The 25,215-nt window shown below is 41.3% G+C and carries 33 protein-coding genes and 2 pseudogenes; 33 read left to right on the top strand and 2 right to left on the bottom strand.

The annotated features are described in order from the left end of the window. Position 1: 1 nt before the first annotated feature. The 28 genes from CARFE_RS0108590 (at position 2) to CARFE_RS0108450 (ending at position 19,816) form a co-directional block, all read left to right on the top strand. Positions 2-748, top strand: a complete 747-nt coding sequence (locus CARFE_RS0108590; protein WP_028052463.1) for a type II secretion system F family protein — start codon at positions 2-4, stop codon at positions 746-748. A gap of 76 nt (positions 749-824) precedes the next feature. Then, the gene (locus CARFE_RS0108585) at positions 825-1,013 is read left to right on the top strand and encodes a hypothetical protein (protein WP_028052462.1); all 189 of its coding nucleotides are present in this window, start codon (positions 825-827) and stop codon (positions 1,011-1,013) included. Positions 1,014-1,066: 53 nt separating this feature from the next. Continuing rightward, entirely contained in the window at positions 1,067-1,255 is a 189-nt protein-coding gene (locus CARFE_RS0108580) for a hypothetical protein (protein WP_028052461.1), read from the top strand. Positions 1,256-1,304: 49 nt separating this feature from the next. Beyond that, complete coding sequence (locus tag CARFE_RS0108575) at positions 1,305-1,493, top strand: hypothetical protein (RefSeq protein WP_028052460.1); 189 nt, start codon at positions 1,305-1,307, stop codon at positions 1,491-1,493. Between the two features lie 64 nt (positions 1,494-1,557). Further along, positions 1,558-1,743 (top strand): hypothetical protein, encoded by a 186-nt coding sequence (locus CARFE_RS0108570; RefSeq protein ID WP_028052459.1) that lies wholly within the window; start codon positions 1,558-1,560, stop codon positions 1,741-1,743. Further along, positions 1,740-2,126, top strand: coding sequence for a TadE/TadG family type IV pilus assembly protein (locus CARFE_RS0108565; RefSeq protein ID WP_028052458.1), 387 nt, complete (start codon positions 1,740-1,742; stop codon positions 2,124-2,126). The genes CARFE_RS0108570 and CARFE_RS0108565 overlap by 4 nt, the downstream gene beginning before the upstream one ends. Further along, a complete protein-coding gene (locus tag CARFE_RS0108560; RefSeq protein ID WP_028052457.1) occupies positions 2,123-2,566 on the top strand; it encodes a hypothetical protein in 444 nt (147 codons plus the stop codon). Before CARFE_RS0108565 ends, CARFE_RS0108560 begins: the two co-directional genes overlap by 4 nt. A gap of 15 nt (positions 2,567-2,581) precedes the next feature. Beyond that, positions 2,582-2,830: a hypothetical protein gene (locus CARFE_RS0108555; RefSeq protein ID WP_028052456.1), complete on the top strand. Its 249-nt coding sequence runs from the start codon at positions 2,582-2,584 to the stop codon at positions 2,828-2,830. Between the two features lie 24 nt (positions 2,831-2,854). Continuing rightward, positions 2,855-3,085 carry a thioredoxin domain-containing protein gene (locus tag CARFE_RS0108550; RefSeq protein WP_154652746.1) on the top strand — a complete coding sequence of 77 codons (231 nt, stop codon included), beginning with the start codon at positions 2,855-2,857 and terminating at the stop codon, positions 3,083-3,085. Between the two features lie 14 nt (positions 3,086-3,099). After that, positions 3,100-3,231: a hypothetical protein gene (locus CARFE_RS16720; RefSeq protein ID WP_257020440.1), complete on the top strand. Its 132-nt coding sequence runs from the start codon at positions 3,100-3,102 to the stop codon at positions 3,229-3,231. A 35-nt stretch (positions 3,232-3,266) separates the two neighbouring features. Continuing rightward, positions 3,267-3,854, top strand: a complete 588-nt coding sequence (locus CARFE_RS0108540; RefSeq protein WP_028052454.1) for a lipoprotein — start codon at positions 3,267-3,269, stop codon at positions 3,852-3,854. A 60-nt stretch (positions 3,855-3,914) separates the two neighbouring features. Continuing rightward, the gene (locus CARFE_RS0108535; RefSeq protein WP_028052453.1) at positions 3,915-4,625 is read left to right on the top strand and encodes a hypothetical protein; all 711 of its coding nucleotides are present in this window, start codon (positions 3,915-3,917) and stop codon (positions 4,623-4,625) included. A gap of 151 nt (positions 4,626-4,776) precedes the next feature. After that, positions 4,777-6,171 carry a hypothetical protein gene (locus tag CARFE_RS0108530; protein ID WP_161625133.1) on the top strand — a complete coding sequence of 465 codons (1,395 nt, stop codon included), beginning with the start codon at positions 4,777-4,779 and terminating at the stop codon, positions 6,169-6,171. A 197-nt stretch (positions 6,172-6,368) separates the two neighbouring features. Then, positions 6,369-7,091 (top strand): prepilin peptidase, encoded by a 723-nt coding sequence (locus tag CARFE_RS14780; protein WP_245570771.1) that lies wholly within the window; start codon positions 6,369-6,371, stop codon positions 7,089-7,091. Next, the gene (locus CARFE_RS0108520) at positions 7,082-7,837 is read left to right on the top strand and encodes a tyrosine-protein kinase family protein (protein ID WP_028052451.1); all 756 of its coding nucleotides are present in this window, start codon (positions 7,082-7,084) and stop codon (positions 7,835-7,837) included. The genes CARFE_RS14780 and CARFE_RS0108520 overlap by 10 nt, the downstream gene beginning before the upstream one ends. After that, the gene (locus CARFE_RS0108515; RefSeq protein WP_028052450.1) at positions 7,834-8,235 is read left to right on the top strand and encodes a hypothetical protein; all 402 of its coding nucleotides are present in this window, start codon (positions 7,834-7,836) and stop codon (positions 8,233-8,235) included. Before CARFE_RS0108520 ends, CARFE_RS0108515 begins: the two co-directional genes overlap by 4 nt. After that, a complete protein-coding gene (locus CARFE_RS0108510; RefSeq protein WP_028052449.1) occupies positions 8,210-8,914 on the top strand; it encodes an EAL domain-containing protein in 705 nt (234 codons plus the stop codon). Before CARFE_RS0108515 ends, CARFE_RS0108510 begins: the two co-directional genes overlap by 26 nt. After that, positions 8,886-9,881: a ParM/StbA family protein gene (locus CARFE_RS0108505; RefSeq protein WP_028052448.1), complete on the top strand. Its 996-nt coding sequence runs from the start codon at positions 8,886-8,888 to the stop codon at positions 9,879-9,881. Before CARFE_RS0108510 ends, CARFE_RS0108505 begins: the two co-directional genes overlap by 29 nt. Positions 9,882-10,092: 211 nt before the next feature. Continuing rightward, entirely contained in the window at positions 10,093-10,410 is a 318-nt protein-coding gene (locus tag CARFE_RS0108500; RefSeq protein WP_028052447.1) for a hypothetical protein, read from the top strand. 13 nt (positions 10,411-10,423) lie between these two features. Next, positions 10,424-11,191 carry a hypothetical protein gene (locus CARFE_RS0108495; RefSeq protein WP_028052446.1) on the top strand — a complete coding sequence of 256 codons (768 nt, stop codon included), beginning with the start codon at positions 10,424-10,426 and terminating at the stop codon, positions 11,189-11,191. A gap of 219 nt (positions 11,192-11,410) precedes the next feature. After that, positions 11,411-12,334: a hypothetical protein gene (locus CARFE_RS0108490; protein WP_028052445.1), complete on the top strand. Its 924-nt coding sequence runs from the start codon at positions 11,411-11,413 to the stop codon at positions 12,332-12,334. Further along, the gene (locus CARFE_RS14775) at positions 12,334-14,181 is read left to right on the top strand and encodes a VirD4-like conjugal transfer protein, CD1115 family (RefSeq protein WP_051250242.1); all 1,848 of its coding nucleotides are present in this window, start codon (positions 12,334-12,336) and stop codon (positions 14,179-14,181) included. Before CARFE_RS0108490 ends, CARFE_RS14775 begins: the two co-directional genes overlap by 1 nt. 108 nt (positions 14,182-14,289) lie before the next feature. Beyond that, positions 14,290-14,460 (top strand): hypothetical protein, encoded by a 171-nt coding sequence (locus CARFE_RS16370; protein WP_162830802.1) that lies wholly within the window; start codon positions 14,290-14,292, stop codon positions 14,458-14,460. A 541-nt stretch (positions 14,461-15,001) separates the two neighbouring features. Further along, positions 15,002-15,826 (top strand): hypothetical protein, encoded by an 825-nt coding sequence (locus tag CARFE_RS0108475; RefSeq protein ID WP_154652745.1) that lies wholly within the window; start codon positions 15,002-15,004, stop codon positions 15,824-15,826. A 172-nt stretch (positions 15,827-15,998) separates the two neighbouring features. Beyond that, complete coding sequence (locus tag CARFE_RS0108470; protein ID WP_028052443.1) at positions 15,999-16,799, top strand: S1 RNA-binding domain-containing protein; 801 nt, start codon at positions 15,999-16,001, stop codon at positions 16,797-16,799. 839 nt (positions 16,800-17,638) lie between these two features. After that, entirely contained in the window at positions 17,639-17,830 is a 192-nt protein-coding gene (locus CARFE_RS0108460; protein ID WP_028052441.1) for a hypothetical protein, read from the top strand. Between the two features lie 244 nt (positions 17,831-18,074). Further along, positions 18,075-18,734, top strand: a complete 660-nt coding sequence (locus CARFE_RS0108455; RefSeq protein WP_028052440.1) for an endonuclease III domain-containing protein — start codon at positions 18,075-18,077, stop codon at positions 18,732-18,734. Next, positions 18,731-19,816, top strand: coding sequence for a DNA cytosine methyltransferase (locus CARFE_RS0108450; RefSeq protein ID WP_028052439.1), 1,086 nt, complete (start codon positions 18,731-18,733; stop codon positions 19,814-19,816). Before CARFE_RS0108455 ends, CARFE_RS0108450 begins: the two co-directional genes overlap by 4 nt. Before the next feature lie 91 nt (positions 19,817-19,907). Here CARFE_RS0108450 and CARFE_RS0108445 read toward each other — a convergent pair whose 3' ends face one another. Both CARFE_RS0108445 and CARFE_RS0108440 read right to left on the bottom strand, forming a co-directional pair. Continuing rightward, complete coding sequence (locus tag CARFE_RS0108445; protein ID WP_028052438.1) at positions 19,908-21,512, bottom strand: AlwI family type II restriction endonuclease; 1,605 nt, start codon at positions 21,510-21,512, stop codon at positions 19,908-19,910. Next, the gene (locus tag CARFE_RS0108440) at positions 21,509-22,012 is read right to left on the bottom strand and encodes a hypothetical protein (protein WP_028052437.1); all 504 of its coding nucleotides are present in this window, start codon (positions 22,010-22,012) and stop codon (positions 21,509-21,511) included. The genes CARFE_RS0108445 and CARFE_RS0108440 overlap by 4 nt, the downstream gene beginning before the upstream one ends. 117 nt (positions 22,013-22,129) lie before the next feature. Between CARFE_RS0108440 and CARFE_RS0108435 the strand changes: the two genes are divergently transcribed. The 5 genes and pseudogenes from CARFE_RS0108435 (at position 22,130) to CARFE_RS0108415 (ending at position 25,001) form a co-directional block, all read left to right on the top strand. Continuing rightward, the gene (locus CARFE_RS0108435) at positions 22,130-22,837 is read left to right on the top strand and encodes an HNH endonuclease (protein ID WP_028052436.1); all 708 of its coding nucleotides are present in this window, start codon (positions 22,130-22,132) and stop codon (positions 22,835-22,837) included. A gap of 190 nt (positions 22,838-23,027) precedes the next feature. Beyond that, positions 23,028-23,581, top strand: a pseudogene (locus CARFE_RS14770) (Mu transposase domain-containing protein); the annotation flags it as partial. After that, positions 23,578-24,347: pseudogene (gene istB / locus CARFE_RS14765) on the top strand (IS21-like element ISChy4 family helper ATPase IstB). The pseudogenes CARFE_RS14770 and istB, both read left to right, overlap by 4 nt. Positions 24,348-24,507: 160 nt before the next feature. Further along, positions 24,508-24,708: a hypothetical protein gene (locus tag CARFE_RS0108420; protein WP_028052435.1), complete on the top strand. Its 201-nt coding sequence runs from the start codon at positions 24,508-24,510 to the stop codon at positions 24,706-24,708. A gap of 17 nt (positions 24,709-24,725) precedes the next feature. Then, positions 24,726-25,001 (top strand): hypothetical protein, encoded by a 276-nt coding sequence (locus tag CARFE_RS0108415; protein ID WP_028052434.1) that lies wholly within the window; start codon positions 24,726-24,728, stop codon positions 24,999-25,001. The last annotated feature ends 214 nt before the right edge of the window (positions 25,002-25,215 follow it).

Below are 25,215 nucleotides of genomic sequence, written 5' to 3'. Positions count from 1 at the left end.
AGTGACAAAAGGAATGGTAAGCAAAATAAGACTTCCAACCCGATATATCGGGGAAGAGCGTGCAGGGAAAATCGAAAAAACCCTGAAAGCACTCGGCGGTATAACCCTGTTCGGCATAAAAATCAACACTGCCGAAGAATATGCCGCTTACCTCGTCTTGTTCATCGGAATAGGCATAGCGGGAGGTATAATAGTTTCCCTGATTGGGGTGCCGGTGGCAGGGTTTGTTCCCGGCTTGTTCTTGGCTTATATGCTTTACGACAAGGTAAAGCACGGGATTAGCAACCTGAACAAGCAGGTTATGAAAGAAGAAGAACTGCCTGCACTCTTTGAGGTAATAAGCATAGCCGTCCGGGCAGGGGCAACGATTGAAAACGCTGTAAGGCACGCCGCAAATAACCGGGAGGGACTGGCGGCAAGCTGGCTGAAAGAGGCACTTGCCAGATATGACGCAGGTGAGCCGCTGGATTTGGCGGTAGAAGCAGTAGCAGACAGGACAAACTGCCGGCAGTTGTTAGTTCTTGCCCGGATTGTAAACGCCGGGAGAAAAACCCGAGAAGGACTTGCCGACATTCTGGATAAAGCAGTTGAAGATATCTGGACTGAAAAAGAAATGGAAGCCAGAGAGCGGGCAGGAAAAATCGGAAGCAAACTTACTTTTCCGGTTTTGCTTTTCTACTTCCTGCCGGGGGCTTTGTTGATTTTACTGCCAATGCTGGCGTCCATTTCAAGTTCTGGTCTATTTTGAGGAGGTGGTAGTTATAGGGGAGAGCTTGGATTTCAAAGCAGTAACCTGTACCCCAAAAACGAGAGGAGGTGTGCCCGTGTTGTTAAAACTTTACGCAAAAGCGGTTGCTTTTAAGAACAACCAAAAAGGAGTATCGGAGCTTGTTGCCGCAATCGCTCTGGTGGTAATTGTTGCGGCGATAGCGGTAGCGGCCTCTCCGGTGGCTAAGCAAATGGTAACTGGCCTTCTGAATAATGCAAATGGTGTTATCAGTGGAATTAAGTAACGCTTTTCCAAAAGGAAGACAAAAACAATGCCGTGAAGAAAGGAGGGATTACCGTGTTACTTAATCTTTTTGCCAAAACAGTTGCTTTCAAAAACAACCAGAAAGGTGTATCCGAACTTGTAGCGGCCATTGCTTTGGTAGTTATCGTTGCGGCCATCGCAGTTGCGGCTTCGCCAATAGCCAAAAATATGGTGACCACTCTTTTAAACAACGCCAATACTGCCATCAGCGGTATCAAGTAGTTTCTTAAATCAAAAACCCAAAAAAAATTAACAAGGAGGAGGAGTTCTGATGTTACTCAATCTTTTTGCAAAGGCGGTTACTTTAAAGAACAATCAAAAAGGGGTTTCCGAACTGGTAGCGGCAATTGCTCTGGTGGTGATTGTTGCGGCCATTGCCGTGGCGGCCTCTCCGGTGGCTAAGCAGATGGTAACTGACCTTCTGAACAACGCCAACACCGCCATCGGCGGAATTAATTAAGTTACCTTCTCAAAAGCCTGCACTTTACGGTGCAGGCTTTGTTTTTTCAGGAGGTGATAGAAAAATGAACGGGCTAATAGTGGTTGTGAAAAGGGGTGATGAAATAAAAGAGTTGTACTTAAAAGCCGACAACCCCTGCGAAGCCTACGAATTCGTGATGGACATATTTGACTGGGGCGTGCTGGCTATTTTAAACGAAGAAGGTCTGGAGTACCTGAAAAACAAGTTTCTGGGGGTGCTAAACCGATGAAACTCCTGAAAGACCAGCGGGGTGTGGGAGAACTTGTCGGGGGAATGGTGGCAATATTTTTTATGTCTTTAACAGTAGTAGCAATAATCGTGATTATGCAGGCTTGGAACGTGAAACTTGCAACCCAGCAGGCCGCCTTTGAAGCGGCAAGGGCAGGAATAGTGTCCGACACCCCCGTGCAGACCGCCCAAACGGTTGCCAAAAATTTTGCCAGCGGATTAATTCCCAACTGGGATACGGTTCAGGTGTCGGCTGTACTGCAGGGAAGCCTTCCCAACCAGAACTTGCAGGTAACGGTAACCTATCGCTATGCACCTAAAATTCTTCCAACTGCTTGGAATATTACAGGACAGGCAACAATGCGAATGGAGGATGCCCCATGATGACCGGACTTGCAAAAAACCAGAGAGGACTTGGTGCCCTTTTTCTTGGCGTGTTCTGGCTGTGGATAGTGTTCTTAATTTTGGGTTACAGCAATTTTGTCGCAGAAGCTCTGAATATGAGAAGCAGTTTTCTTAAAGCAACGCTGATTGCGGTAAAAGCGGCGGCACGAAGCATAAACGAACAGGTAGCTCAAAGTGGAGGAAATGCACAGATAAATTTAGGCAAAGCAAGGCAGGCGGCAGATACTTACTTTCAATTGAACCTGCCACCGGTTTTTAAGCAAACGGGAGCAACAGCCGAAATTGAAAGCATTCAAATTATCAACCAAACAACAGTAGAACTGACTACATCGGCAAGCGTGCCCGTTGTTACTCCATTGGGTAAGCTTACTGTTCCTTTTAAAACTACCCAGAGGGCAGGATTGAAAGTTTTCCAGTAGAAAGGAGGTGAAAACTTGGATAAAACCCAAAAACTTCTTGTAGTACTGCTGGCAGTAATTGTTCTGGTTGCAGGAATGGTTGGATATAACATTTATCAGGTAAACGGCTTAAAGGGAAAAGTAGTCGCAATAGAAGACAAAACACTTTCAAATAACTCAAACACGAAACAAACTCCCGAAAAACCGACAGAAAATCCTTTATCCGTGCTTAAAGAGAATTTAGGCAAGAAATCTGTAACGCTTTTCTTCTACCTTACAACCTGACCTTACTGCCAGAAGCTCTGGCCGTTGGTCAGGGAGGCGGAAAAGAAATTTTCTAACGTGGTTTTCATAAAGATAGATGCCAGTTCACCTGATGCACAGGCAGTCTATGATGAGGTTTACAGCAGGTACAAGAAGCAAAGTGAATATGTCCCCTACCTACTCTACTTTGATACCAAAGGCAACCTGACCGGAGAAACGGTAGGCTACATCCCGGCAGAGGAACTGGAGGCAAACATTCAGAAAACTCTCAAGTGAAGGAGAGGTTCAAGGTGAAAAGATTTGACCTTGTTCTTGTTTTTGCTCTTGCAGTTTCATTAATTCTTTCCGTGGTTGCGGCAATCCAGAGGGATTACCAACCGATAACCTCAAAGCCGATTGATTACAACCACGTCTGGAAATAATCAAAAACCAAAATTTTAAAAGGAGGAGGATAAAGATGAAAAAACTTAGCTTTCTTGCAGTTTTAGGTTTATCTTTAGCATTAATCCTTTCCGGTTGCGGGGCAAAGCAGGACAATCAAAACCAAGCCGTGCAGGAAAAAGAAAAACAAACAGTCCAGCAAACCTACAATGAAGAAACTCCCAAGCAGGTTGAAGCGAAAAACGTTATCACCGCAACAGAACAAACTTACATTGAAATTGACGGCAAACGCTATGATTACGAAAAAATCCGGATGGTATTTCTCGGGAAACCTGATATAAAACCCGGACAAACAGCTCACGTGTTTGATATTAATGGGCAGACTTATATAGCAGTTTATACCGGAGTGCTAAAAGAAAAAGTTAAGGCAGGAAACGATGAAATGATAAGATTAAGTGCCAAAGTGGTGGATGTCGGCAAAGGAGCAATAACCTTTGACAGTAAAGACATTATACCTTACGACGGCAAGACCATCATTAATACTTTCAAGGGAACATTGACAAAGCAGAACTATCAATCTTTTACCGGAAGCGAACTGAAGCCGGGCGATATTGTGCAGGTTTATATCAAAGACGGGAAGGCTGTAACGATAATTAAATACTAAAATCACTCTACCACCAGAACAAATCTGGTGGTATTTTATTTTATAGGAGGTGGTTTCTATATGACCAGAGGAGGAGGGGTTACAATTAGAAGGCTTATTGTTTTTAGCCTTGCTGTATTGCTTTTAGCGGCAGGAGGTTGTGCAACTTCAAAAGAGAAACCGGGATACGTTAAAAGCACGGGTGAACCTAAAACTACTAAAGAAACCGCTTATCAAGTAAACCAGAACACCGCAGACAGCACAAAAAAGAAAAAAGGCATATATCACCCTACCTACCGGAAGGAGATACCAGTTCCGGTATACGAAAACTGCGAAATAATTGAAGGCAAAATCACCAAAAAAGACGGCTTTGGTTATCACGTCGGCAGTTTAACAATTCCCTGGCCTGCGGCGGGAGTGCACATAATTCTCGATAACGGCGACAGTTTAAAGATTGGAGATAACGTTAGGATAAGAAAAGCGGGGAACAGCTTCTGGGTCATAAAATACAGCGGCTACCGGGAAAGATATTTCAATTCCAAAAAATACGGAAAGATAATTGAAGTCCGGGGTAAAATCAAGGAAGTGAAGGAAAATGGAATAATACTGGATAACGGTAAAAAGTTCTTCTGGAACAAAGATACTCCGGTAGATGTTCACCTGTTTGACGACAGCATAGCAGACCGATATTTCAGTTACGACCCAAGCTATTTTAAGCCCGGGCAGGTAGTTACAATAGAATATCCCGTTAGAAACCCGAACGAATGGGTGGAAATCTTTCAAGAATTTTAAGGGAGCGGAAAACACCGCTCCCTTAAATATTTTTGAGGCAGGCTTTGGGGGTGAGAATGAAAGTGCTGGAGATGGAAAACTGATTTAAAAACCAAAAAACTAAATAACGGAGGAGGTTTTTATGTGGAAGAAAGCTCGAGCTGTTCTTCTTGTGTGTCTTTTGCTGTTTAACGTTGCAGTCGTTTTCGCAGGAAACGGTCATGATAATGGCAAGCAGAAAAGTCCTTCCAGCTGGCTTACAGGCCCGGCACCAAACGGTGCATTCATTCCGGTAACGGAAACACAAAAAATTTACGTTCCAGAGCAGGGGCACTACGAAACAAGAACCATACCCGAAATAGGGCACTGGGAAGCAAAATACAATCCGCCGGTATATACAACGGTATGGGTGAACGATACCTGCTATCGAACAATACCAAAAACCTGTACCCGGATAGTGCCGGCAACCTGCTATCGGACGGTGCAGTCTACCTGTCCTACCACAGTGCCAGATACCTGCACAAGAAAAGTACCATCAACCTGCACCAGAACAGTAAATGACACTTGCACAAGACAGGTAAGAGATACTTGTTACAGGAGAGGCACTTGTACTGATAAGTACTGGGACTGCTGGATTGAATTCTGGGAAGATTGGGGAACGAAATGTCATAGTGAGTGTGTAATATATGATAGTAAACATGATGTTTGCAAAAAGACAAAGGAAGTTTGTAAGCAAGTAAAACAAACAGGCAAGCGTACGGTTTGCGGCTGGAAAACTAAAACGTATACCTGCGATGTTCCTTACACCTGCTACAAAACCGAAACCTATACCTGCACCAAGACCGAACAATATCCTTGCGAAAGAACTGAAATGTATACCTGTAATAGGATTGTCGAAGTGCCTTGTCCCCGAACCGAACCTTACGATTGCTCCACAGAGGAAAAATACGACTGCTCAACAACCGAACCTTATACCTGTCAAAAACCAGTAGAGCAACTTGTATCCCCGGGAGGCTGGACACAGGTGTGGGTTGTAGACCAGCCTGCTCAAACCCAGCAGGTGTGGGTGGTAGACAAACCTGCAAGCTGGCAAGAGGTAACCACCACAACATTGAAGAAAGTAACGGGTACGGTTACCGTAGCAAAAGACCCAAGCTATATACTGACCCAGACCTTCCCGGATGCCAAGAACGAAAACCAGCCTGCTTCGATGATGCTGACGGTGGAATGGAAGGATATGAAACTTGACGGCCAGCCGGCACAGGTAACAAAAGTTGAGGCATTTCACGAATTAGAACGGTACTACAATAAAGGGACAATGATAGTTCAGCCGGTATCGGCAGCAATGGACAGCAAAAAGAACAGAGCAGAGTTCAAGTTTGTCTATTCCAAACCGGGCACGCCGAACTCGATAATGCACATCAGGCTCTACCTGAACAATACCAACGAATTTGTTGAAATCACCGCACCTATCCCGGTAAACGGGGCAACTACCACGCTGAAAGGCGGCAGTACGGATAATACATTGAAAGGCACACCAGCCGATAAGGACAGTTTAACTCTTTAAGCCTGCCTCAAAAAGGGAAGCAGTGTTGCTTCCCTTTTAGTATTTTTTATGAAAAATTACAGCAGGATATTGAAAAAATAAACATAATTTGTTATAAGTATTCAAAAGCACACAACCTTCTTAACGCCCCCCGGAGTAACGCTCCGGGTCTTTTTTTAACCCCGGAGACAGTTCTCCGGGGTTTTCTTTTCTTGGAGGTGATTTCCCTGCTAAAACTTCTTTTTACCTTTACTGCAGGTTCATTGGCCGGAAGCTATGCCAACGCTCTGGCTTACAGGGCGTTAAATGGCATAAACCCTGCCATCTCTTCCCACTGTCCTGTCTGCGGGAAAAAACTCGGGTTCTGGGAGCAAATTCCGGTTGCAAGCTATCTCGTTCAAAAAGGCAGGTGCAGGGGTTGCGGAACAAAAATTCCGGCAAAATACCTGCTTGCGGAAATTGCAGGAGGAATTGCAGGAGTTGCAGGTTTTTTGAAGTTTGGAATGAGCTTTGAATGGATGTTCTGGCTTGTTTTTGTTGCTTACCTTACAGCACTATCTATTACCGATATTGAAGAAATGCTTTTGCCCAACACGATAGTTTTGCGGTTTTTTGCTTTCGGGCTAATCTATGCGGCAGTAAAAGGAAATCTATTTCCTGCACTTTGGGGAAGCCTTCTTGCAGGACTGCCGTTTTTGATTGTTTACCTTGTAAAGCCTTCTTCTCTTGGCGGAGGAGATGTAAAACTTGCGGCAGTTTTGGGGTTCTGGCTCGGGATTGAAGCGGTGCAGGCGGTATTTATGGGACTTACTTTTTTTATTTTCTATGCGTTAATCCGTGGAATTATTAGAGGCAGTTTTAAAACTGTTCTGCCGTTAGGACAGTTTTTGGCTTTAGGAGCAGTAATAACATTTTTGACAGGAGGGATTGTGTGGAGTTAAAAAAGCTGGTTTTTATAGGTTCGGCACTCCCGGAAGAATTAAAACGGTTCAACCCGGTGGTATTTGCCAATCTGCAAACTGCCAAATCCCTTGCTTTGCCGGAAATGGCGTTCGTGGTGGACGAAAGCCTCTGGGAGAAAGCCCAAGAGGAACTAAAGGAGGTGGTAATGGTTAAGATGGGCAAAAACTGGCTTCAAGCTTTAAAGGAAAAAGACGTATTAGTGTGGCGTACAAAAGTTGTGGCTGTAACCGGAAGCACGGGAAGCGGCAAGACACTGCTTTCCTGCCTTATGGCACTTGGGGCAAAATCCTTGGGCTTGAAACCCCTGATAGTTGACTTTAACGTGGCTTACGGCGGGGGTGATATATCGTTTTACTTCCAGCTTCCCAAATCTCCCAACTGGAATACCTTTTTGTCGGGGGCAAGCCTGACAAATTCCGTAATCGGCACGGAAGTAGGCGACATACTGCAACTTCCTCCTAAACCTATTGAAATTACACAGGAAAAGGTAGAGGAGTTAATCCGGCAAGCAAAATCCAGTTATGACCTTATAGTTTTAGATCTGCCGGAAAAGTATTTGAAGTTTGTTAATTGTGCTGATGAAGAAGTTTTTTCTGACGGCAAACTGCCACGATTTAATTTTCCTTTCCTGCAGAAAGCGGGAGGCTGGAGAGAACTTTCCCGGAGAAAGGAGGCGGTTGAGGCAGGGCAAAAGCTGTTAAAACACTTGGGGGTGAAAGAATGAACGTCGTGCTTAAAACTTTTTTATGGTTTAATGTCCTGACTTCAACTTTTGCAGCTTGGTTCAAGTACCAGCTTATGCAGGCAAAAATCAAATGTTACTCCTGCGAATTCGCTTTGTTCACGCCGGAAATTAGCTTCATAATTGCTCTGGTCGGAGTGGCAGTATCGTTAATGATGCTGTTCTTGTACCGCAACAACACCAATCTTTTTCGCTTGCTGGCTTTAACCTGCGGCATAGGAGGGGTTTTCTTTATTACTTTAATGGTTTCGTTTAACCAGATTTGCTATCCCTGCGTTCTGGCTGATACCAGTTTTATCACTACGGCTGTACTGACAGCAGCAACAACCCTGCAGAAGAAGGGAGATGTAAAAGATGGTGTACGACCCTCGCATTTTTGATTTTTGCTTGGCGTTTCAACCCATTTACAACCTGAATGGTTTAAAGCTAATCGGTTATGAAGTGCTTTTAAGGTTCAAACATTTCAACACTCCGGAAGAAGGGTTGAGGGAACTCCAAAAAGAAGGACTTCTCCCTTTCTGGGAGCTGAAAGTTATTGAAGAAGCATTGCTAAGGAAGCAGGAAGAAAACTGCCTTTTGTTTGTCAACCTTACCCCGGAAGCGTTTTTGAGCAAGGAGTTTCATAAACAGGCCAAAATCCTTATGAACGGCGGGAGTTCAAATTTCTGCGTTGAAATATCCGAAAAAACAGTCTACAACGAAACAGACTACCGCAGAGCTCTGGAACGCTGGCTGGAAGCGGGCAGTTACGTTGGCATAGACGATTTTGGCACAAAAGGGGCAAACCTTGATCTTGTTGTTGCCGGGAAGCCGGATTTTGTTAAATTTGACCGCCGTCTTGTAAGCGGGGTTGCTGAAAACCCTGACCAGAGGAAAATTCTATTCACGCTTGCCGACACTATGGGAAAGCTGAACATTTTTCCGGTCTTTGAGGGTGTGGAAAAGTCCTCGGACTTTGAACAAATAACGCAGAGGTACAAAAATGCCGGGGTGCAAGGGTTTTTACTTGGGAAACCTCAAATTATAGGAGGTGGTACTTATAAAGAAGTTTGGCGTTGATATCGGCTACGGCTACACCAAGGCCGTAAGCGAAAACGAAAAGTTAGCTTTTCCGTCAGTAATTGCCGATAAGAACGGGCAGGAGATTGATGTATTTTCCGTTCAGCTTGATTATGAGGTGGAGATAAAATACCCTGACGGCAAGGTTGAAAGGAAACTGGTAGGCGAAAGTGCAACCCGTTATTTGACTGCCGTGTCGGTAATGACAAGGGAAAAACCTGCCGAAATTCACGATTTGCTTCTTTATACCGCAATCTATCTTCTTGGCGGAGGCGGAAACCTGCAGGACGGGCAGGTTGAGGTTTGTGTCGGCTTGCCTTTGGCTTTTTACAAGTCCCAAAAAGCCGAACTGAAAGCAAGGCTGGAAAGAAGCAACGCTTTCGTGCGGGTGGGTAGCGGAGAACAAAGGTACATCTCAATCGCAAAGGCAACTGTTATCCCGCAGGGTGCGGGAGTGATTTTTGCAAATACCGATACGATACCTGATGACGGACTTTGTGCAGTAATAGATGTAGGAACTTACACTACCGATTTTCTCCTGTTTGAAATGCAGAAAGGAAGAGCAATTCCTCTGCTTGATGCCTGCGGAAGCGTTGAGGCAGGAATAAGTTTCATTCATCGGATGCTGATGACGGAGTTTCAGAACCAAACAGGAGAGCCTTTACCTGCCGAAATGGTGCAGTATGTTATCAACCTTATCGAAAGCGGGAAACCGGTAATTTACGGAGGAAAAGCAGTAAATCTTATGCCTGCATACCAAAAGGCAAAAGAAAATACTGCGATAGCTATCAGTCAAAAAGTGCTAAACACCTTCGGGAACAGGACAAAGTTCATAAACCCCATTTTCCTTGCAGGTGGCGGAGCGGTAACCTTGCAGGAGGAACTTAAAAAGCATTTGCCTAATGCGGTATTAACCGAAGAACCGTTTTATTCTAACGCTATCGGGTATTTGAAAGTAATAAGTTAGTAAGAATGGCGACAACCTGTAATGCTTGTATTACAAGGCTTTGGGGTGATTTTTTATATATTGTTGGAGACAATCCGTTTAAGCAATATGGCGACAGTCCCAAAGCCTTGTAATATGGCTTTTAAATGAGATTTTAACGCTAAAATGTCCGCTTGGAATTTTAGTGAGGTTGAGCAACATAAAAAGAACGTCCGACAAGAGGGAGATGAAAATGACTAAAAAGCTTAAAAAAATAAGTATACGGCTTTCGGACAACCATAAAATTTTCACCTATCCACCACGAACCCGTTCGGCAATCCTGCGGGAATGGATAGAGGCAGGAATAGAACTTTCAGAAATCAAAAACGAAATAAATGAGATTAAAGCAACCATAAATGCCATATATTCTCTGCTTACCCAAGAAGGCACTAACAGCCCACCCAAAATAAAACTTTCAGAACTTAATAATCCTGCAAAAACAGAAGAAAAAGACGAAAAATTAGAGAATTTGAAGACTATGCTTAACTTTTTTGACGATTTTGAAGGATAAGGAGGTATGCTGTATGAGCGACTTAAACGATGTTAAAAAGGAAATTGGCACTTTGCCTGATGGATTTTTCTTTTATACTCCGGAAGAAATTAAACGTATTGCCAAGGAAGAACCCATAAAAGCCGGCCATATTTTTGTTGAGTTCTTTGAAAATGTAAATTTAAACGAACTCTTTAAACTCTATCACGAACAAACAGTCTTAACCGCAAAAATCCAAAGGATACTTAACTCCCTTGCAGAAGTGGCAGACAGGATAGGGCTAAACATTACAGAACCAGCAGCAAAAGTTAACTGGGAATGGGACGGTGAACTTCTGAAAATTACGTTGCCGTTCTTAATTCCAAAGCTAAATTACTATGCCAACGGGTGGAAAGATGTCCGGGATAGCTTGATTATGCAGTTGGCAAGAGGCTTAAAAGACCTTCCCGAAGATATCAAATTCCAAAGAGCTTTCTGTATTTTCAAATTCTGGTACGAAAAAAGAATAGACTGGGACGCACATAACAGAGCTTATCATTCTATCATAAACGCTTTGCGTCTGCGTAAAGTAATTGTTGACGACAGCGTGAAATATTTAGTCCCTGTTTTGATAGGCGAAAAAGCTCCCAGCAAAATAGAACAAAAAACTGAAGTTTTCCTTTTTGAAGTGGACAAGTTTAACAAATTTTCTCATCTCTTTTTGCCGGAAACACCACCTGAAAACTATCAAATGCCAGCTGACGAAAAATATCAAAAACCACCCCAAAATTTAGTGCCCGAAAACGACGATTTTTGGTATTAAAAAATGTAAACCGTTGATACTTTTGGGGTATGGTTACACAAACACACTTTTATTTTACACTTTTTAAAACTTCAACTCCTTGAAAATCAGGACTTTAATTATTAGTTGAAAAATATAAAGAATAAACTGAGGATAGAGCCTTAAAAGTGCAGGTAAACTGAAAACAAACCTTTTGGTACCTTAAAACTTCAGTTTGTTAGTTTCGCAGGAGGTGAAAAAATGCCGGGCAGGCATCATTTACGTGAACGTGATATAAAGTTTCTGCAATTCATCGGCAGGTATGGATACATCACGTTAGACCAAGCGAAAGAGTTTTTTGGGACGTCTTATTACCATTATCGCAGGATACTGGTGCTTGAGGAGCACGGTTATATCAGCAAAATCAAATCGAAATACCTGCGTCTTACTCAAAAAGGCAGGGAAATTGCAGGAATAAACGAACAAACCAGACTGGGGGACATAAAGCAAATTGAACGCAGGGTATTGAGTGCAGAACTGGATATAAAATTTCGTGGTTTGCCATTAGGTTGGGAATGGATACCGTCTTTTGAAGTAAAGGAGAAAGACACTACCTTTTCGCCTACCAGCAAGTTTAACGGACTTTTAAAAAACAAAGACAGGATATACCTAACCTACGTCCTGCCGGCCAAACCGAAGGAGAAATATGTTGACACGGTAAAGCTTGAGATGGAGAAATTAAGCGACGCAGGATACATCAGGGCAATAGTTTTCTGTAAATCGCCATTAGCAATCAAGATGTTTGGCGACAAGAACCGTGGCATGAATGAGCTTCACGTTCTTCCATACCCCAACGGCGTGCAGTTGCTTCCATTTCTTAACCCCGAAATGGTGCAACAGCTTGGCAGGGAGCTGTTTGGTAGCATCATAGTTGGCGAAAACCCGCAGGCAGACTTCACGATAATTCAGGACGGCAGGAAGATTGACCTCTGGTTTCTTGCAACCAGCGACCTTGCGAAGCTGAACACTTTAAAAAGCCACGTCAAAATATTTTCGGGAGCGGTTTCTTCCCGTTCAAACGCCGTTCTCTGCTTGGAACAGCAGAGAAACTACTATCAGGAGCAGTTTCCGGAGTTACCGGTCTACACATTCAGCCTTGACAAAGTTTTAGGGAGGGTGGTCTAATGTCCCTTACATTAGCTATCCTCCTTGCTTTTATCCTTGATGCTTGGCTTTTAGGCAGTTTATCCGCCTACTTTCAGGCAACCCAGACTGCTTTCAAGTCCGGGAATATGCTCAATCCCGACTTATCTTACCCGGCAGGATTAATCAAGAACCCCTTTCTTGCCGTCTGGGAGCTCCTGAAAGGCTTCGTGGGAGCATCCCACTTTCCAATAGGCCTTTGGCTTTTGTTCAACACCGCAGTATTAATCATAGCCTTTGCCTACCTGCTTAAATCCGGCAGGATAAATTCCCTTGCAACTCCCAAATTCGTAAACCGTCCGGACAAGGGAACATCAAGCTGGCTTACCTTTTCCGAAATGGCAAGGATGTTCAAGTTCGACTACGAAACCTCCGGCATCCTTCTCGGCGGGATAAAGCAGTTCTGGCAGCTAAAACCCGTGGTGCTTCCGCTGAAGCCGATAGACAACAGAAACGTCGCCATCTTCGGCCCGCCGGGAACGGGGAAATCAAGGGGCTACATTCGCAATAATCTTTTCCATGCAGTAAAATCCGGCTGGTCAGTAATCGTAACCGACCCTAAAGGTGAGCTTGCCAGGGATTTCAAAAGCTGGTTTGAAGAAAAAGGCTATACCGTCCGCATATTTAATCTCGTGTCAATGCTGAACTCTGACAGGTGGAATCCGCTGTCCGTAGTAAAAAGCGACATAGACGCTCAACAGTTTGCCGAAGTGGTTATAGCCAACACGGCAGTACCCGGAAGAAAGGGCGGAGATCCGTTCTGGGACAGGGCAGAGATGAACCTCTTGAAGGCACTGGCTTTGTACGTCGTAAACGAACTTCCGGATGAAGAGAAAAACCTTGGCTCACTGTACCACCTGCTGGCTTCCGGCAACTTTGAAACCCTGTCCACCTGTTTTGACGGACTTCCTGCCGACCATCCGGCCAAACTTCCGTGGAACATTTTCTGCGAAACCTCTGGCACGGTGCGTTCCGGCGTAATCATCGGCCTTGGTTCACGCCTGCAGGTATTCCAGAACAAATTAGTCCAGAGACTAACCGCAACAAGCGACATAGACTTGGAACTCCCGGGCAAAGAGAAATGTGCCTACTTCTGCATCTTATCCGACACCGACAGCACCTTTGACTTTTTAGCATCCCTGTTTTTCAGCTTCCTGTTCATCAAACTGGTAAGACTTGCAGACAGTATGGGAAAAGAGTTAGATGTGCCGGTGAACTTCCTCTTGGATGAATTCTGCAACATCGGCCACATCCCGGATTTCACTAAAAAACTCTCCACGATGCGTTCAAGGGGTATCGGCTGTTCGATAGTCTTCCAGAATATCGGGCAGTTAAGGGACTACTATCCGGGCAACGGCTGGGAGACGATACTGGGCGACTGCGACACGTGGGTGGTGCTTGGTGCGAAGGACAAGTTAACCGCCGACTACATTGAAAAGATCCTCGGCTACGGCACGATAGAAACCGAAAGCATAGCAACGGAGCGGGGCAAGATCTTCGACCTCGGCAGGACAACGAAAACCCCTGCTCAAAGAGAACTGATGCAGTTATCCGAACTTTTACGTCTTCCCAGGGACGAACAGATAGTCATAACGGCACATTCAAAACCTGCCCGGTTGAAGAAGCTGGACTATACCTGCCACCCGTGGGCGAAGGAGTTAAAGCCGGAGCCGATATCCCGGTACATTCCCGGCTGGGCGAAAAGACTGGAACAATCAGAGCAAGGGGAGCGGGAAGAAAAGCAGATGCAGGAGCAACCCGAACAGCAGGAACGGGCACAGCAGGGAGCGAAACCGCATTTAGAGGTTGATGATGGTTTCTGGTATTGAACCCGCCGAAAAGCCGGTTATTTTTATTTGTGGCAGGAGGAATTAGAGGAAATTTCACGAAAAGATAAAAATCAATAACGGCAAAACCGAAGTTTTAGAAGGACGGTGATGTTTATCGATCCAATTTCATTTTATGTTACAAAAGTGCTGTTTTTTGCAGTAGTCTTTGTGATTGCCTTTGAACGAATAAAAGCAGCGGCAGAAGGATTAATTAAGATAGTCGGCTTTTTGAAGAAAATCGGCAAGAGAGAGAAAGCACGCAACAACTCCCCGGAGTGAATTTAGAACTTTTTGGTTCATCATTTGTAACGGAAAAGTGGGAAGTGCTTTTCCCAATAAATTGGGAGGCATATTGTTTATAAAAACCAAGCGGGAAAACCCGAAATTCCTTCCGGGAAATCGTCAAATGCGGCAGTCTTGCAGGTGCTTGACAAATTTCAAAAGCGTCATTATGCTATAAACAGGCAGTTTGCGCCAACAAGAAAAACTTAAACCCCAAAAATAGTTAGTAAACCTTACCAGCAGTTTAACCCTCACCGCAAAGGTGAGGGTTAGTTTTTTTGTGACACTTGCATTTATAAAGTGTAAATGATTTATTTTAGAAAGCTCATATAACATATAATAATGGGAATATTGCAATAAAATTTATGGCAAATAACAAAAATAATAACAAAAATTACACTAAAATAATTGACAATGACACGATTTTATGTTAATTTCTAAAATGAAGATTTATCGAGGGGAGTGATGCAATGGGGTAAAGCCCAACGAACTTCGTCAAATTATGGACGAACATATATTCGACAGTGTGAAAGCGGAAGTGAACAGAGGTCGTTGGAAAGAGGTAAGGGAACTGCTTGAAGACCGGCAGAAAAAGAAATACAAGCGGAAGCTTGACAGGGAATTCGGGACGAAGAAATGGTACGTGAGGCAGAAGTACCATGCCTACACCTACAGGTGCATGAGAAGCATCCTTGAGTATTTGAGGCAGGCGAAGAAGATTAACAAGTTTCACATCAGGCTGGCTTTAGAGATGAAAGACAGGAACGAATACCTTAGAAAGTTCTACTGTGCGGTAGTTGAAAATGTTGAAGTATCAAGCGTAGCGGAAGCCCAGAAATTGATAAACCAGCGTCTTCTCCAAAGCCCCCCTAAATCCGCAGTCGGCAACATAGCCGGCATAATAGAACAGACCTTCCAGAGACAGCGAACGCTCACCTACGTCTACGTGCCTTCCAGGGAAGCCATAACAGCGTATGAAATTTTAGAAGATATAAAGCAGTATCCTGCGAACAATGTCCCGGATAAGCTTTTAAATGAAATGATTGAGAACGCGGTGCAGGCGGTAAAAAAGGCAGGCATCACGGCAAGCGAGGCAACTGTTGAAGACATAGTGCTTGGCAGGAGAAGGGTAATAAGCCTTGAGGAACTTGAAAGGTTTGAGAGAAAGGAAACAATGCGAACTATAATGAAAATCCTGAATTCGAGAAATCGTGCGGAGATTTTAGCCCTCTTCACACCTTCGCAGGTACAGGCAAAACAGTATGCCGCAAGAAGCGGGAGCAGGACAGGCAGGAAAGGAAAAGGCGGGGGAGTGAAGAACATAGAAAAGGCTATCGCCTGTACAGCGATAGCCCGAAGTTAAAAAAGAAAAAGGGATTTTTAAGAAGAGGCGGGCGGCCACCCGCCTTTTCGCTTTTATTGTAGCAGTATCTTCTCATTCTGTCTATACGGGAGGTGTAACAATGCAGTCAAAAATATCTTGACAGATTTTTGTTTAATTCAACAAATCCAAAAAATTTCAGGAGGTGTCCAAAGTGCTTGAGATTTATTCGTCACGTCAAAACCAGTCTGTGATTGACCTGACTGTAACAGGTCTTGAACACTTTGCAGTGAAAGAAGGTGAAGAACCCGTTCTCTGCTGGACGGTATCCACGAGGGCAAGCGACAAGATTAAAGGCTACGTGCCTTACTACGAGGCAGGAGTAGAAGGTCAGAATGAAAGGGAAATCGAGCGGGAAATGCTTCGGTTTCTGGGTCAAAAGATTTCAGGAGTAGTGTATGCCATCAACACCAATGCAGGGTATTTCGTAGCATCCAGAAAGCAGGCAATGGAAAGACAGGCAAAACGGCTCTGGGAAAACATTTTTGAGGGAGCAAAGATTGAGGTAATTGTCCGTCGTACCACCCCCAACCGGATAGTTGGCGAATACCGGGGAGTGGAGGTAGTAATTCCCAAGCAGGAAGCGTCTCACGGCTGGATAGAGCATACCAGTCAGGTTGCCAAGCCGGGCGACGAAATAGAGGCAAAGGTAATTAAGCTGGACAAGGAAAACAAGCGGCTGATAGCCTCAATTAAAGCTCTTAAAGCCAGCCCGTGGCAGGAAGCAAGCAAAAAGTATCAGAAAGGCGGGATATACGCCGGGAAGGTAACGGGAATAGCAAGTTTCGGCATCTTTGTAGAACTTGAACCGGGGGTGAGCGTGCTGTGCAATCATTTGAAAGCAGGGACGGCAAATATCGGGGACACGGTAGCGGTGTTAATTACGAAGATAGACCACGCAGAAAGGAAGATCTCCGGGAAAGCCCTGCGGGTAGTGTCCCGGAAGGCTATGTAAGCCCCCTTTCGCTGGAGCAGGGATATAAACTTTTCACCATACCGAGAACTCTGCGGGAGCCGAACTGGCTTACCCGTGAGGAAGCAGAGGCAATAAGCCTGATAAAAACCTTTGGTGCTGGAGCGTCCTTTCAGCTCCAGCACCTCTGGGAAAATCCGGACAAAGGCAGGAAAAAACTTAAAAAGCTTGCGGACATGGGAGTGATAATCCGCCACAAGCTGGTCGGCAGGGAGTGTACCCTGAACGTGTACTCCCTGTCCGTAAAAGAAGAAGTGGAAAGCCTTTTAAAAAGAATAACCCTGCTTCAGCTTGCACTGGTGTCGCAGTCTCCGGTACTTCCGGCACAATCTCCGGCAGACGCATTCTGGCACTACAACGACCGGGAATTATACGTACTGACAGTGCGGAGTAATCCTGAAAAAATAAAATACCTGCCGTTAAGGCATTTAGGCAGGGTAGTGATAATTTCTCCGAAGCCGTTAGACTTTAGCCTGCCTGTTCCGGCAAGGCTTTTGTTAGACAGGGAACTTATAGACTGGAAGCTTGTTTTTCGTTATCCTAGCGGTAGTAGAGAATCATGACCCCCCGTAAAACGGGTAGTTCAACGAGATTGCAGCCAGGCGAAATGATTATAGCTAATCCTTTACTTTCACAGCCTTTAAAGATAATTTATCCCAAACCTCCTTATTGCAGGCAGAGTTAAGGAAATTTAAAAATTTTGCAGGACAGGTGTCTCAGTAAAGCTGAGGCTCCTTTTTTATTTGAAAATCAAACCTGAAACTAAAAATTTATAAGCGCGATTTGTCTTGAAATGGTATTATGAGGATTGGGAACTTCCAGTGATTTCTTTGAGAGGCAATACCGAAAGAATTAAGTACCTGCCGCTGAAGGAGTACGGAAGGGTGATGTTGATTTCACCGATGCAGGTAAATTTTGTTCTTCCCATTCCTGCAAGGTTACTGTATGATAAAGAATTGATAGAGAAAAAGCTAATTTTTTGGGTTATAAGCGGGAAAACTGAAAGTTTATGAATTAGGAAGGAAGAAAAGAAAACAAGTCGAAATAATATAAGTTAAGAAAAATCGAAGAAAAATTTATTACTTGCTTCATCAAATACGGCGGATTATACAGAAAAACTTTTTCGAGTTATTTTCTGTTATTTGAGCTTTTTGTCCTGAGTATATGCAAAAAAAGCTTGGTTTAAGCACCAAATTATGGCTAAACTTTAATTTTTGATTAAATCCTTCTTTAGTCAGGTGGTGCTTACTGGATAGGATGAAAGCAGACTTTTTTACAAAAAATATCTTGGAGTGGTCTGAGAAAAATTTAATTTGGTATCCTTGGAGAGAATTTAAGGATCCTTTTCAAATATTAATTTCGGAAATACTTTTACGAAAAACAAACTCTGAGAAGGTAAGTAATATAATTTTAAAAACTTTAAAGAAAATTCCCAATGTTAGTGCTTTATTAGCTGTTTCTACAGATGAACTTGAAAATTTATTAAAGCCATATGGATTAAGTAAAACTAAAGCTTTGCAGTTAAAAAAAATTGTAAAAATCCTAAATGAAAAATTTGAAGGACAAATTCCAAGTAACAAAAAGGACTTAATGGAACTTCCGGGAGTTGGGGATTATATTAGCAATGCTGTTCTTTGCTTTTCATTTAACATGAGCGTTCCAATTGTTGATACAAATGTAATCCGGCTAATATGTCGGTATTTTAACTTTGTCTCTACTAAGCAAAGGATTCGAGATGATAAAAAAATTTGGGAATTTACAGCAAGCTTATTACCTGAAAAAAATGTAAAAGAGTTTAATTATGCCCTTTTAGATTTTCCTAAAATTGTCTGTAAACCAAAAAATCCCGCATGCGATGCATGTGTCTTAGCATCTAAATGCAGTTATTTTAACAGAAAGGATGGTGATTGTACTTGATATTTAAAATGGGGGAACTTTTTTGCGGAGCTGGCGGGTTAGCTTTAGGAGCAAAAGAAGCTAAAGTTAAGGATTATAGAATTGAACATGTGTGGGCAAATGATATTGATTATTGGGCTTGTGAAACATTCAGAAAAAATATTTGTCCAGAAAAACCTGAAATTGTTATCTGGGGTGATGTTAGAGAATTGAAAATAGAAGATCTTCCGCAAATTGATGCTTTTGCATTTGGATTTCCCTGTAATGACTTTAGCATTGTTGGGGAGCAAAGAGGTTTAAATGGTAATTATGGACCTCTTTATTCATATGGAGTTAAAGTATTAAAAATTCACAGACCGCTGTTTTTTGTTGCTGAGAATGTAAGCGGACTAAAAAGTGCAAATGAGGGATATGCTTTTACTAAAATTTTGAATGAACTAGAAAAGGCAGGAACTAATGAAAAACAATATGAATTAACAATTCACTTATATAAGTTTGAAGAATATGGTGTGCCGCAGCGAAGGCACAGAATTATTATAGTTGGTATAAGAAAAGATTTAGGTTTAAAATTTAAAGTTCCTGCACCTACACATAAAGGTAATTATATTAGTGCAAAAAAAGCTCTCGAAAATATTCCCGAGGATGCACCGAATCAAGAAAAAACTAAACATAGTCCTAAAGTTATTGAATTGTTAAAACATATTCCGCCTGGGAAGAATGCATGGTGCGAAGAAGTACCTTTGGAACTTCGATTAAATGTGAAAGGAGCAAAATTAAGTCAAATATATAGAAGACTTCACCCTGACGAGCCTGCATATACAATAACAGGTTCCGGAGGAGGAGGTACCCATGTTTACCACTGGACTGAGCCTCGTGCCCTAACGAACAGAGAAAGAGCAAGACTTCAAACTTTTCCTGATTACTTTGAGTTTTTGGGACCCAAGGAACAAGTTAGAAAGCAAATTGGCATGGCTGTTCCTCCCAAGGCTTCAAAAATTATTTTCGAAGCAGTTTTAAAAACTTTTGCAGGGGAGTCTTATCCGTATGTTGAAGAAAATAAAGGTGATTATTATCAATCGTTGTTTGACTTTGTATATAGCTGACTTTTTAGCACAACTCAAATCAACCCAAAGCATTTATGGGGCGGCACCACCCCATAAATGCTTTTTATTCACAGTGTAATTTTAAGATTTCCTACAAATAACTTAAAATTTCTTCAAATGATGAATAAGCTTTATTATCGATAATTTTTAAAAACATTTTAATTCGTTCTTCTTCGGGAATATTATTTTCAATACAATAATCCAAAAATCCTAACAAAGCTTTGGCGCTTATTATGATTCCCTTTATTTCTCTATCTGAGATAAATTTTTTTGCTTTTGCTGTTATTTGTTTAAGGTTTTTTTCTCCTCCCCAATCGGAAGCTGTTACGTAGCCAAAAAACATTAACCTTTTACCTTGATAGCCGTCATAATTTGGAATATATTCAGATGCCATGTGTGAACTTAGTTGAGCAGTTAAGGTAAATTTTGTGTGATAATTTTTAGCATCAATTATACCGCAATACTTGCCATTATAGGTAAGAAGTATTTCAATTTCAGTTTCTGCAGAATTAACTCGAGGACGCATAATTACTTCAAAGCCTAATGCTCTAAATATATTTCCTGTTTTATCTTCAAAAGCTCTGTTATCATATTCATTTAAATAGCTTTCTACAAAATCACTATTTAATGTTTTAGGAGCAAATTCTTTGATTGAATGAGCATATTCTTCTGCTTCTTTTGATGTTAATTCTTTTTCAAGAATACTTTTCAGTTCACTGAAGGTCAACTCACTTAAAGACGGATAGTTTGCAAGTAGTTGTCTTATTTTATTTTCTGTTTTTAATTTATTTCCTGCAGGTTTGATTTTCCCATATTTGCTGGCTTTATAACTGTCAACATCTAATCCATTACTCTGAGCCATTCTCTGAAGCGAAATGAGATAGCGTGTATTAAATGGGTATCTTTCATCGTAATATTCTATTTCTTTAGATACATCTTTGGATTTTTTAGGATTTATTCGTAAAGCTTCTCCTCTGAAGTATTCAACAAGTTCAGTATATTCACATAAAAGCATGAAAGTGTGAGCGACATCTCCGTGAGCAAGCTCAAAATCTCGAGCACCTTTATCAGAACGTTCGCGGTGATCATATTTTTCTGCTATTTCTTGCTTGATAATTTGTTTTTCATTATCATCAGCTTTTCTAAAATGCAAAATTTTTTTAGTTATCTCAGGCAGTTCATTATCATTTTTTGCGGTCATAGCAAAAAATGTTATTTCTTCTTTAGTTAAGTAATAATCCAATTCTTTCTGATTTGTAAGCTTAATTAAAAACCGTGCCGGTCTAATTCTAAAGCCGGACTCAAATTTTGGGCGAAAACCAGGTTCAAGAAAGTAGGCATTAGGAATTTGGAGAGTTAGAATTTGTTTAATAATATTCTCTTTTACTTTTATGCCATCTCTGATTTTTTCTCCTACTTTGGTTAAATGTAGATAACCATTATCATCAGTATAAACATAAGCAAAAGTTTTTAACATTGCAGCCCAGGTGCGCCCACCAGAGCCGTCATTACTTATATTGTTGCGCTTTAATCCCTTTGCAATTAAGACTTTTTCGTAATTAATATGCGCTTCACGATTTTTTTGCCATTGAATTTTTAATCCGTCAGTTGCTTCTATTAAAGCTAAAAGTGCTTCTCGATGAAATTTAGGATCGCGTTCAGGACGTGTAATGAACCAGACTTTTCTTTCTTTCATTGATTATCGCTCCTTTTTAAAGTTAAAATGTAATTATAAGCATCTATTTCATTAGGAGTTAAATTGTCATTGATGGATTTAAAATAAAATTTTAGACTTTCAAAAAAAGATATTAAGTCATTATTATATTCGAGCAATTGTTCTAACTCATCTTGCCTAAGTTCTATTAATACTTTTGCAATATTCAACATTTCACTATCAATTATTGAATCAAGTTTTATTTGATCATTTATCTTTTTTTCACTTATTCCCATTTCATTTAAAATTGTCGAAATCGCTGAAATCAATAAAATAAAAGAAGTAATTTTCATGTCTTCTAATTTATTAAATGTTCTATTAAACCAGTTGTCTTTTCTTCCAGTGTAAATACTTAATTTTTCATGGGATATGTTATTGGCTGCTAGTATCTTATCTATGTTTCTTGTAAAACGATATAATAGGACCTTTTCTAAAAATTTTTTCAAGTTATCACTTATAAAATTGGAATCTAAATCAGGCATGTGCTTTTCACCTCTTTTGAATTTATTTTTCTATATAATACTTTAAAGCTTGTTTGAATAAATCGGCTTGTAAGCATATATTTCATTATTATTTTAGTTAAGAGAGGTAAAAGGGATATGAAAAAAATTAATACATGGGAAAATGAGGAACTTATATTAGCCTTAGATTTATATTTCAGGAATAATCCAAACAAATTAAGTAATAATCACCCAGAAATAAAAAAATTAGCTAATATTTTAAATCAACTTCCCATTAACAAAAAGAAGAATATTAGCAGAACTCCAAATTCTGTTTACATGAAATTATGTAATTTTTTGCGTTTGGATCCTAATTACCCTGGTAAAGGCTTGGCAAATGGTGGGAAGTTAGATGAAAAAATATGGAATGAGTATAGTAATAATATTGATTATTTAAGAAGTATAGCTCAAACTATAATAGATAGTTTGCAAGACCAAAATATAATGATAAAAATTGAAAGTATGGAGGAAATAGATGCAGAAGAAGAGTTTCCGGAAGGCAAAATTTTATATAAGCTTCATAAATATTATGAGCGAAGTTATACATTAGTAAAAAGACTAAAGGAAGATGCTTTAAAAAATGGAGCTTTAAAGTGTTGGGTATGTGGATTTGATTTTTTTGAAAAATATGGGGATTTAGGAAAGGGCTTTATTGAAGTTCACCATACTGTTCCAATTTCTGAGTATAGAGGAAAAAGAAATACAAAATTAGCTGATTTAGTTTTAGTCTGTTCAAACTGTCATAGAATGCTTCACAGGAAAAGACCTTGGCTTAAAATTGATGAACTAAAAAAGATATTAAAATAAAAGCACACCTATATATAGAAGGAGAAAAAAGTAAATCTACAAGTACTTATTATAATGTAAATTATCTTAAGTTTTCAGTATAAAGTCAAATCATAGCGATTTTTGAAAGTAGGTTCCGTGTCACCGCCGGTATATAATTGACCCAGGAGCAACGAAAAGGAAATGACCCACCCCCTGGCGAAATATCCCTCCTGATACCACTGCAAAGGTAGAAAGCGGCATAGATTTTGTCAAAGGTAACTTCTTGCCGGGTAGGAAGTTCGTAGACTATACGGTGATTTAAACCGCCATGCAATAGTGTGGTGGGAAAAGAAAAACAGGAGAATACACGGTACTACCGGGGAAAGGCCTATTGACCGCCTGAAGGAAGAAAACCTCAAACCACTGCCTTCCTCTGACAGATACCAAAAATTCCTGGAAGAAGCAAGGAAAGTCCACAAAGACGGCTTTTTGAGCTTTGACGGCGTAAGATACGGTGTTCCCTGGCAGTATAGCGGAAAAGAGGTGGTTGTAAGGGACAAAAACGGTAAAATCGAAATCCTCTATGATGGGAAGGTGATAGCTGTCCACGAAAAGCATTACCGCTCAAGGAGCACCGTTTTCCTCAAAGACCAGTATAAGGGTCTAAAAGAAGCCGAGGGCATGTTTTATCCCAGGCCGAGGGCGATCAAGTTATCTTCCCTGGAAGTTGAGAAGCGTCCTCTGGGGGTTTACGAAAGCCTCCTGGAGGTGGGCACAGTATGATAGACTTTGAAAAAGCTCGGTCCTACCTTGAAGAACTTGGGCTTTTAAGCGCAGCAGCTTTTCTTGACGCCCTCCTGGAAAGGGCCCAGCGGGAAAACAGCACGTATCTTGATTTCTTAAATGACCTGCTTGAAACTGAACTTGCCGAAAGGCAAAGGCGAAATGTCGAGGTAAGGTCAAAACTCGCCCGGCTTCCGTATAAAAAGACCCTTAAGGAATTTGACTTTACCTTCCAGCCCAGTATCGATGAAAAACTGATAAAAGAGCTTGCCACAATGGCCTTTGTCCACCGGGCAGAAAACGTAATATTCCTTGGGCCGCCTGGAGTAGGGAAGACGCACCTTGCCGTAGCCCTTGCTATAGAAGCTCTATCCCAGGGCATATCAGTCTACTTTACAAGCCTTTCCAGGCTAATTGAAGACCTTAAAACAGCCCATAAAGAAAGCCGGTTGGAAAGGCGAATGAGGATCTACCTTAGGCCCAAGCTCCTTGTTATCGACGAAGTGGGCTATCTCCCTTTAGATGGCCTTGGCTCAAACCTCTTTTTCCAGCTAATAAGTGCCCGGTATGAGAAGGGGAGCATCATCCTCACCAGCAACAAGGGTTTTGGGGAATGGGGAGAGCTCATGGGAGATCCGGTGCTTGCCACTGCAGTGTTGGATAGGCTATTACACCATGCCATATAATCAACATAAGGGGGAACAGCTACTGCTTAAAGGACAGGTTAAAAACCGGTCTCTACGGGAATCCACATGTCAAAGCTTAATTTTAAAAAAAGCCAGGGTGGGTCAATTTAAAACCGTTGAAAATGGGTCAATTTAAATCCGCTATTGACAATAAAGTAAAAATATTGATTATTACTATTTTCCCATTAAATTGAATTTAAGAAAGTTTTTCATTCTTAAATTATGAAAGGGGTTGGAAAAATGAAGTGTCCGCATTGTGGCCATGATTTATTGAAAGAAAACAGAAAAGAACTTTATGAATTTTTTTCAAATGAACTTGCAGAAAAATATATAGCCAAAGCTTTAAAAGAAGCAAAGAACACAATTGCAAAAATATTTACATATTTAGCTATTGAGATTATTATCTTGTTTATTGTAATTTTATATTTTGCTAGACAATAAAAAGGGGGATTAGTACAATGTCAAATAGTCAGAACAAAGAAAATAGATTTGAATATTTAGATTATGACGCTTTTAATCAACTTTTTGATGAAAATTCAATAGCAAACTTAGATGATATAATCGATTTTTTAAGTAAACATGATGAAGATTTACAAAAAAGCATAGTAAAAACAATATCAAAAAGTGGTGCTTTATTTGAATTTAATGAAACTGTTAAACAATATGCTTTTGGTTTTGGATTTTTTCTATTTATTATCTTATCAACCATAGCTGTTACCGCTCACACTAATTGACCACATTTAGCTCAAATTAAGTGGCCGCAAATATTGCTCACTTTATTTGGCCAGGCAGTTTTTTATACTGCCTGGCCATTGGCATAATTTTATACAGAAAATTCATTTTCAATTACTACCTTGACCATACGGTCATCAATAAGCCGTTTCTGTTCGGCTGCAGCTGCCATTAGACAAGCAATGCACAGGTTATTGATTTTCCGGGCAATGCCAC

The organism is Carboxydothermus ferrireducens DSM 11255, assembly GCF_000427565.1.
Taxonomy (GTDB): Bacteria; Bacillota; Z-2901; order Carboxydothermales; family Carboxydothermaceae; genus Carboxydothermus; species Carboxydothermus hydrogenoformans.
Note: the sequence above shows the minus strand (reverse complement) of the source record. Positions and strands in the feature narration are given on the sequence as shown.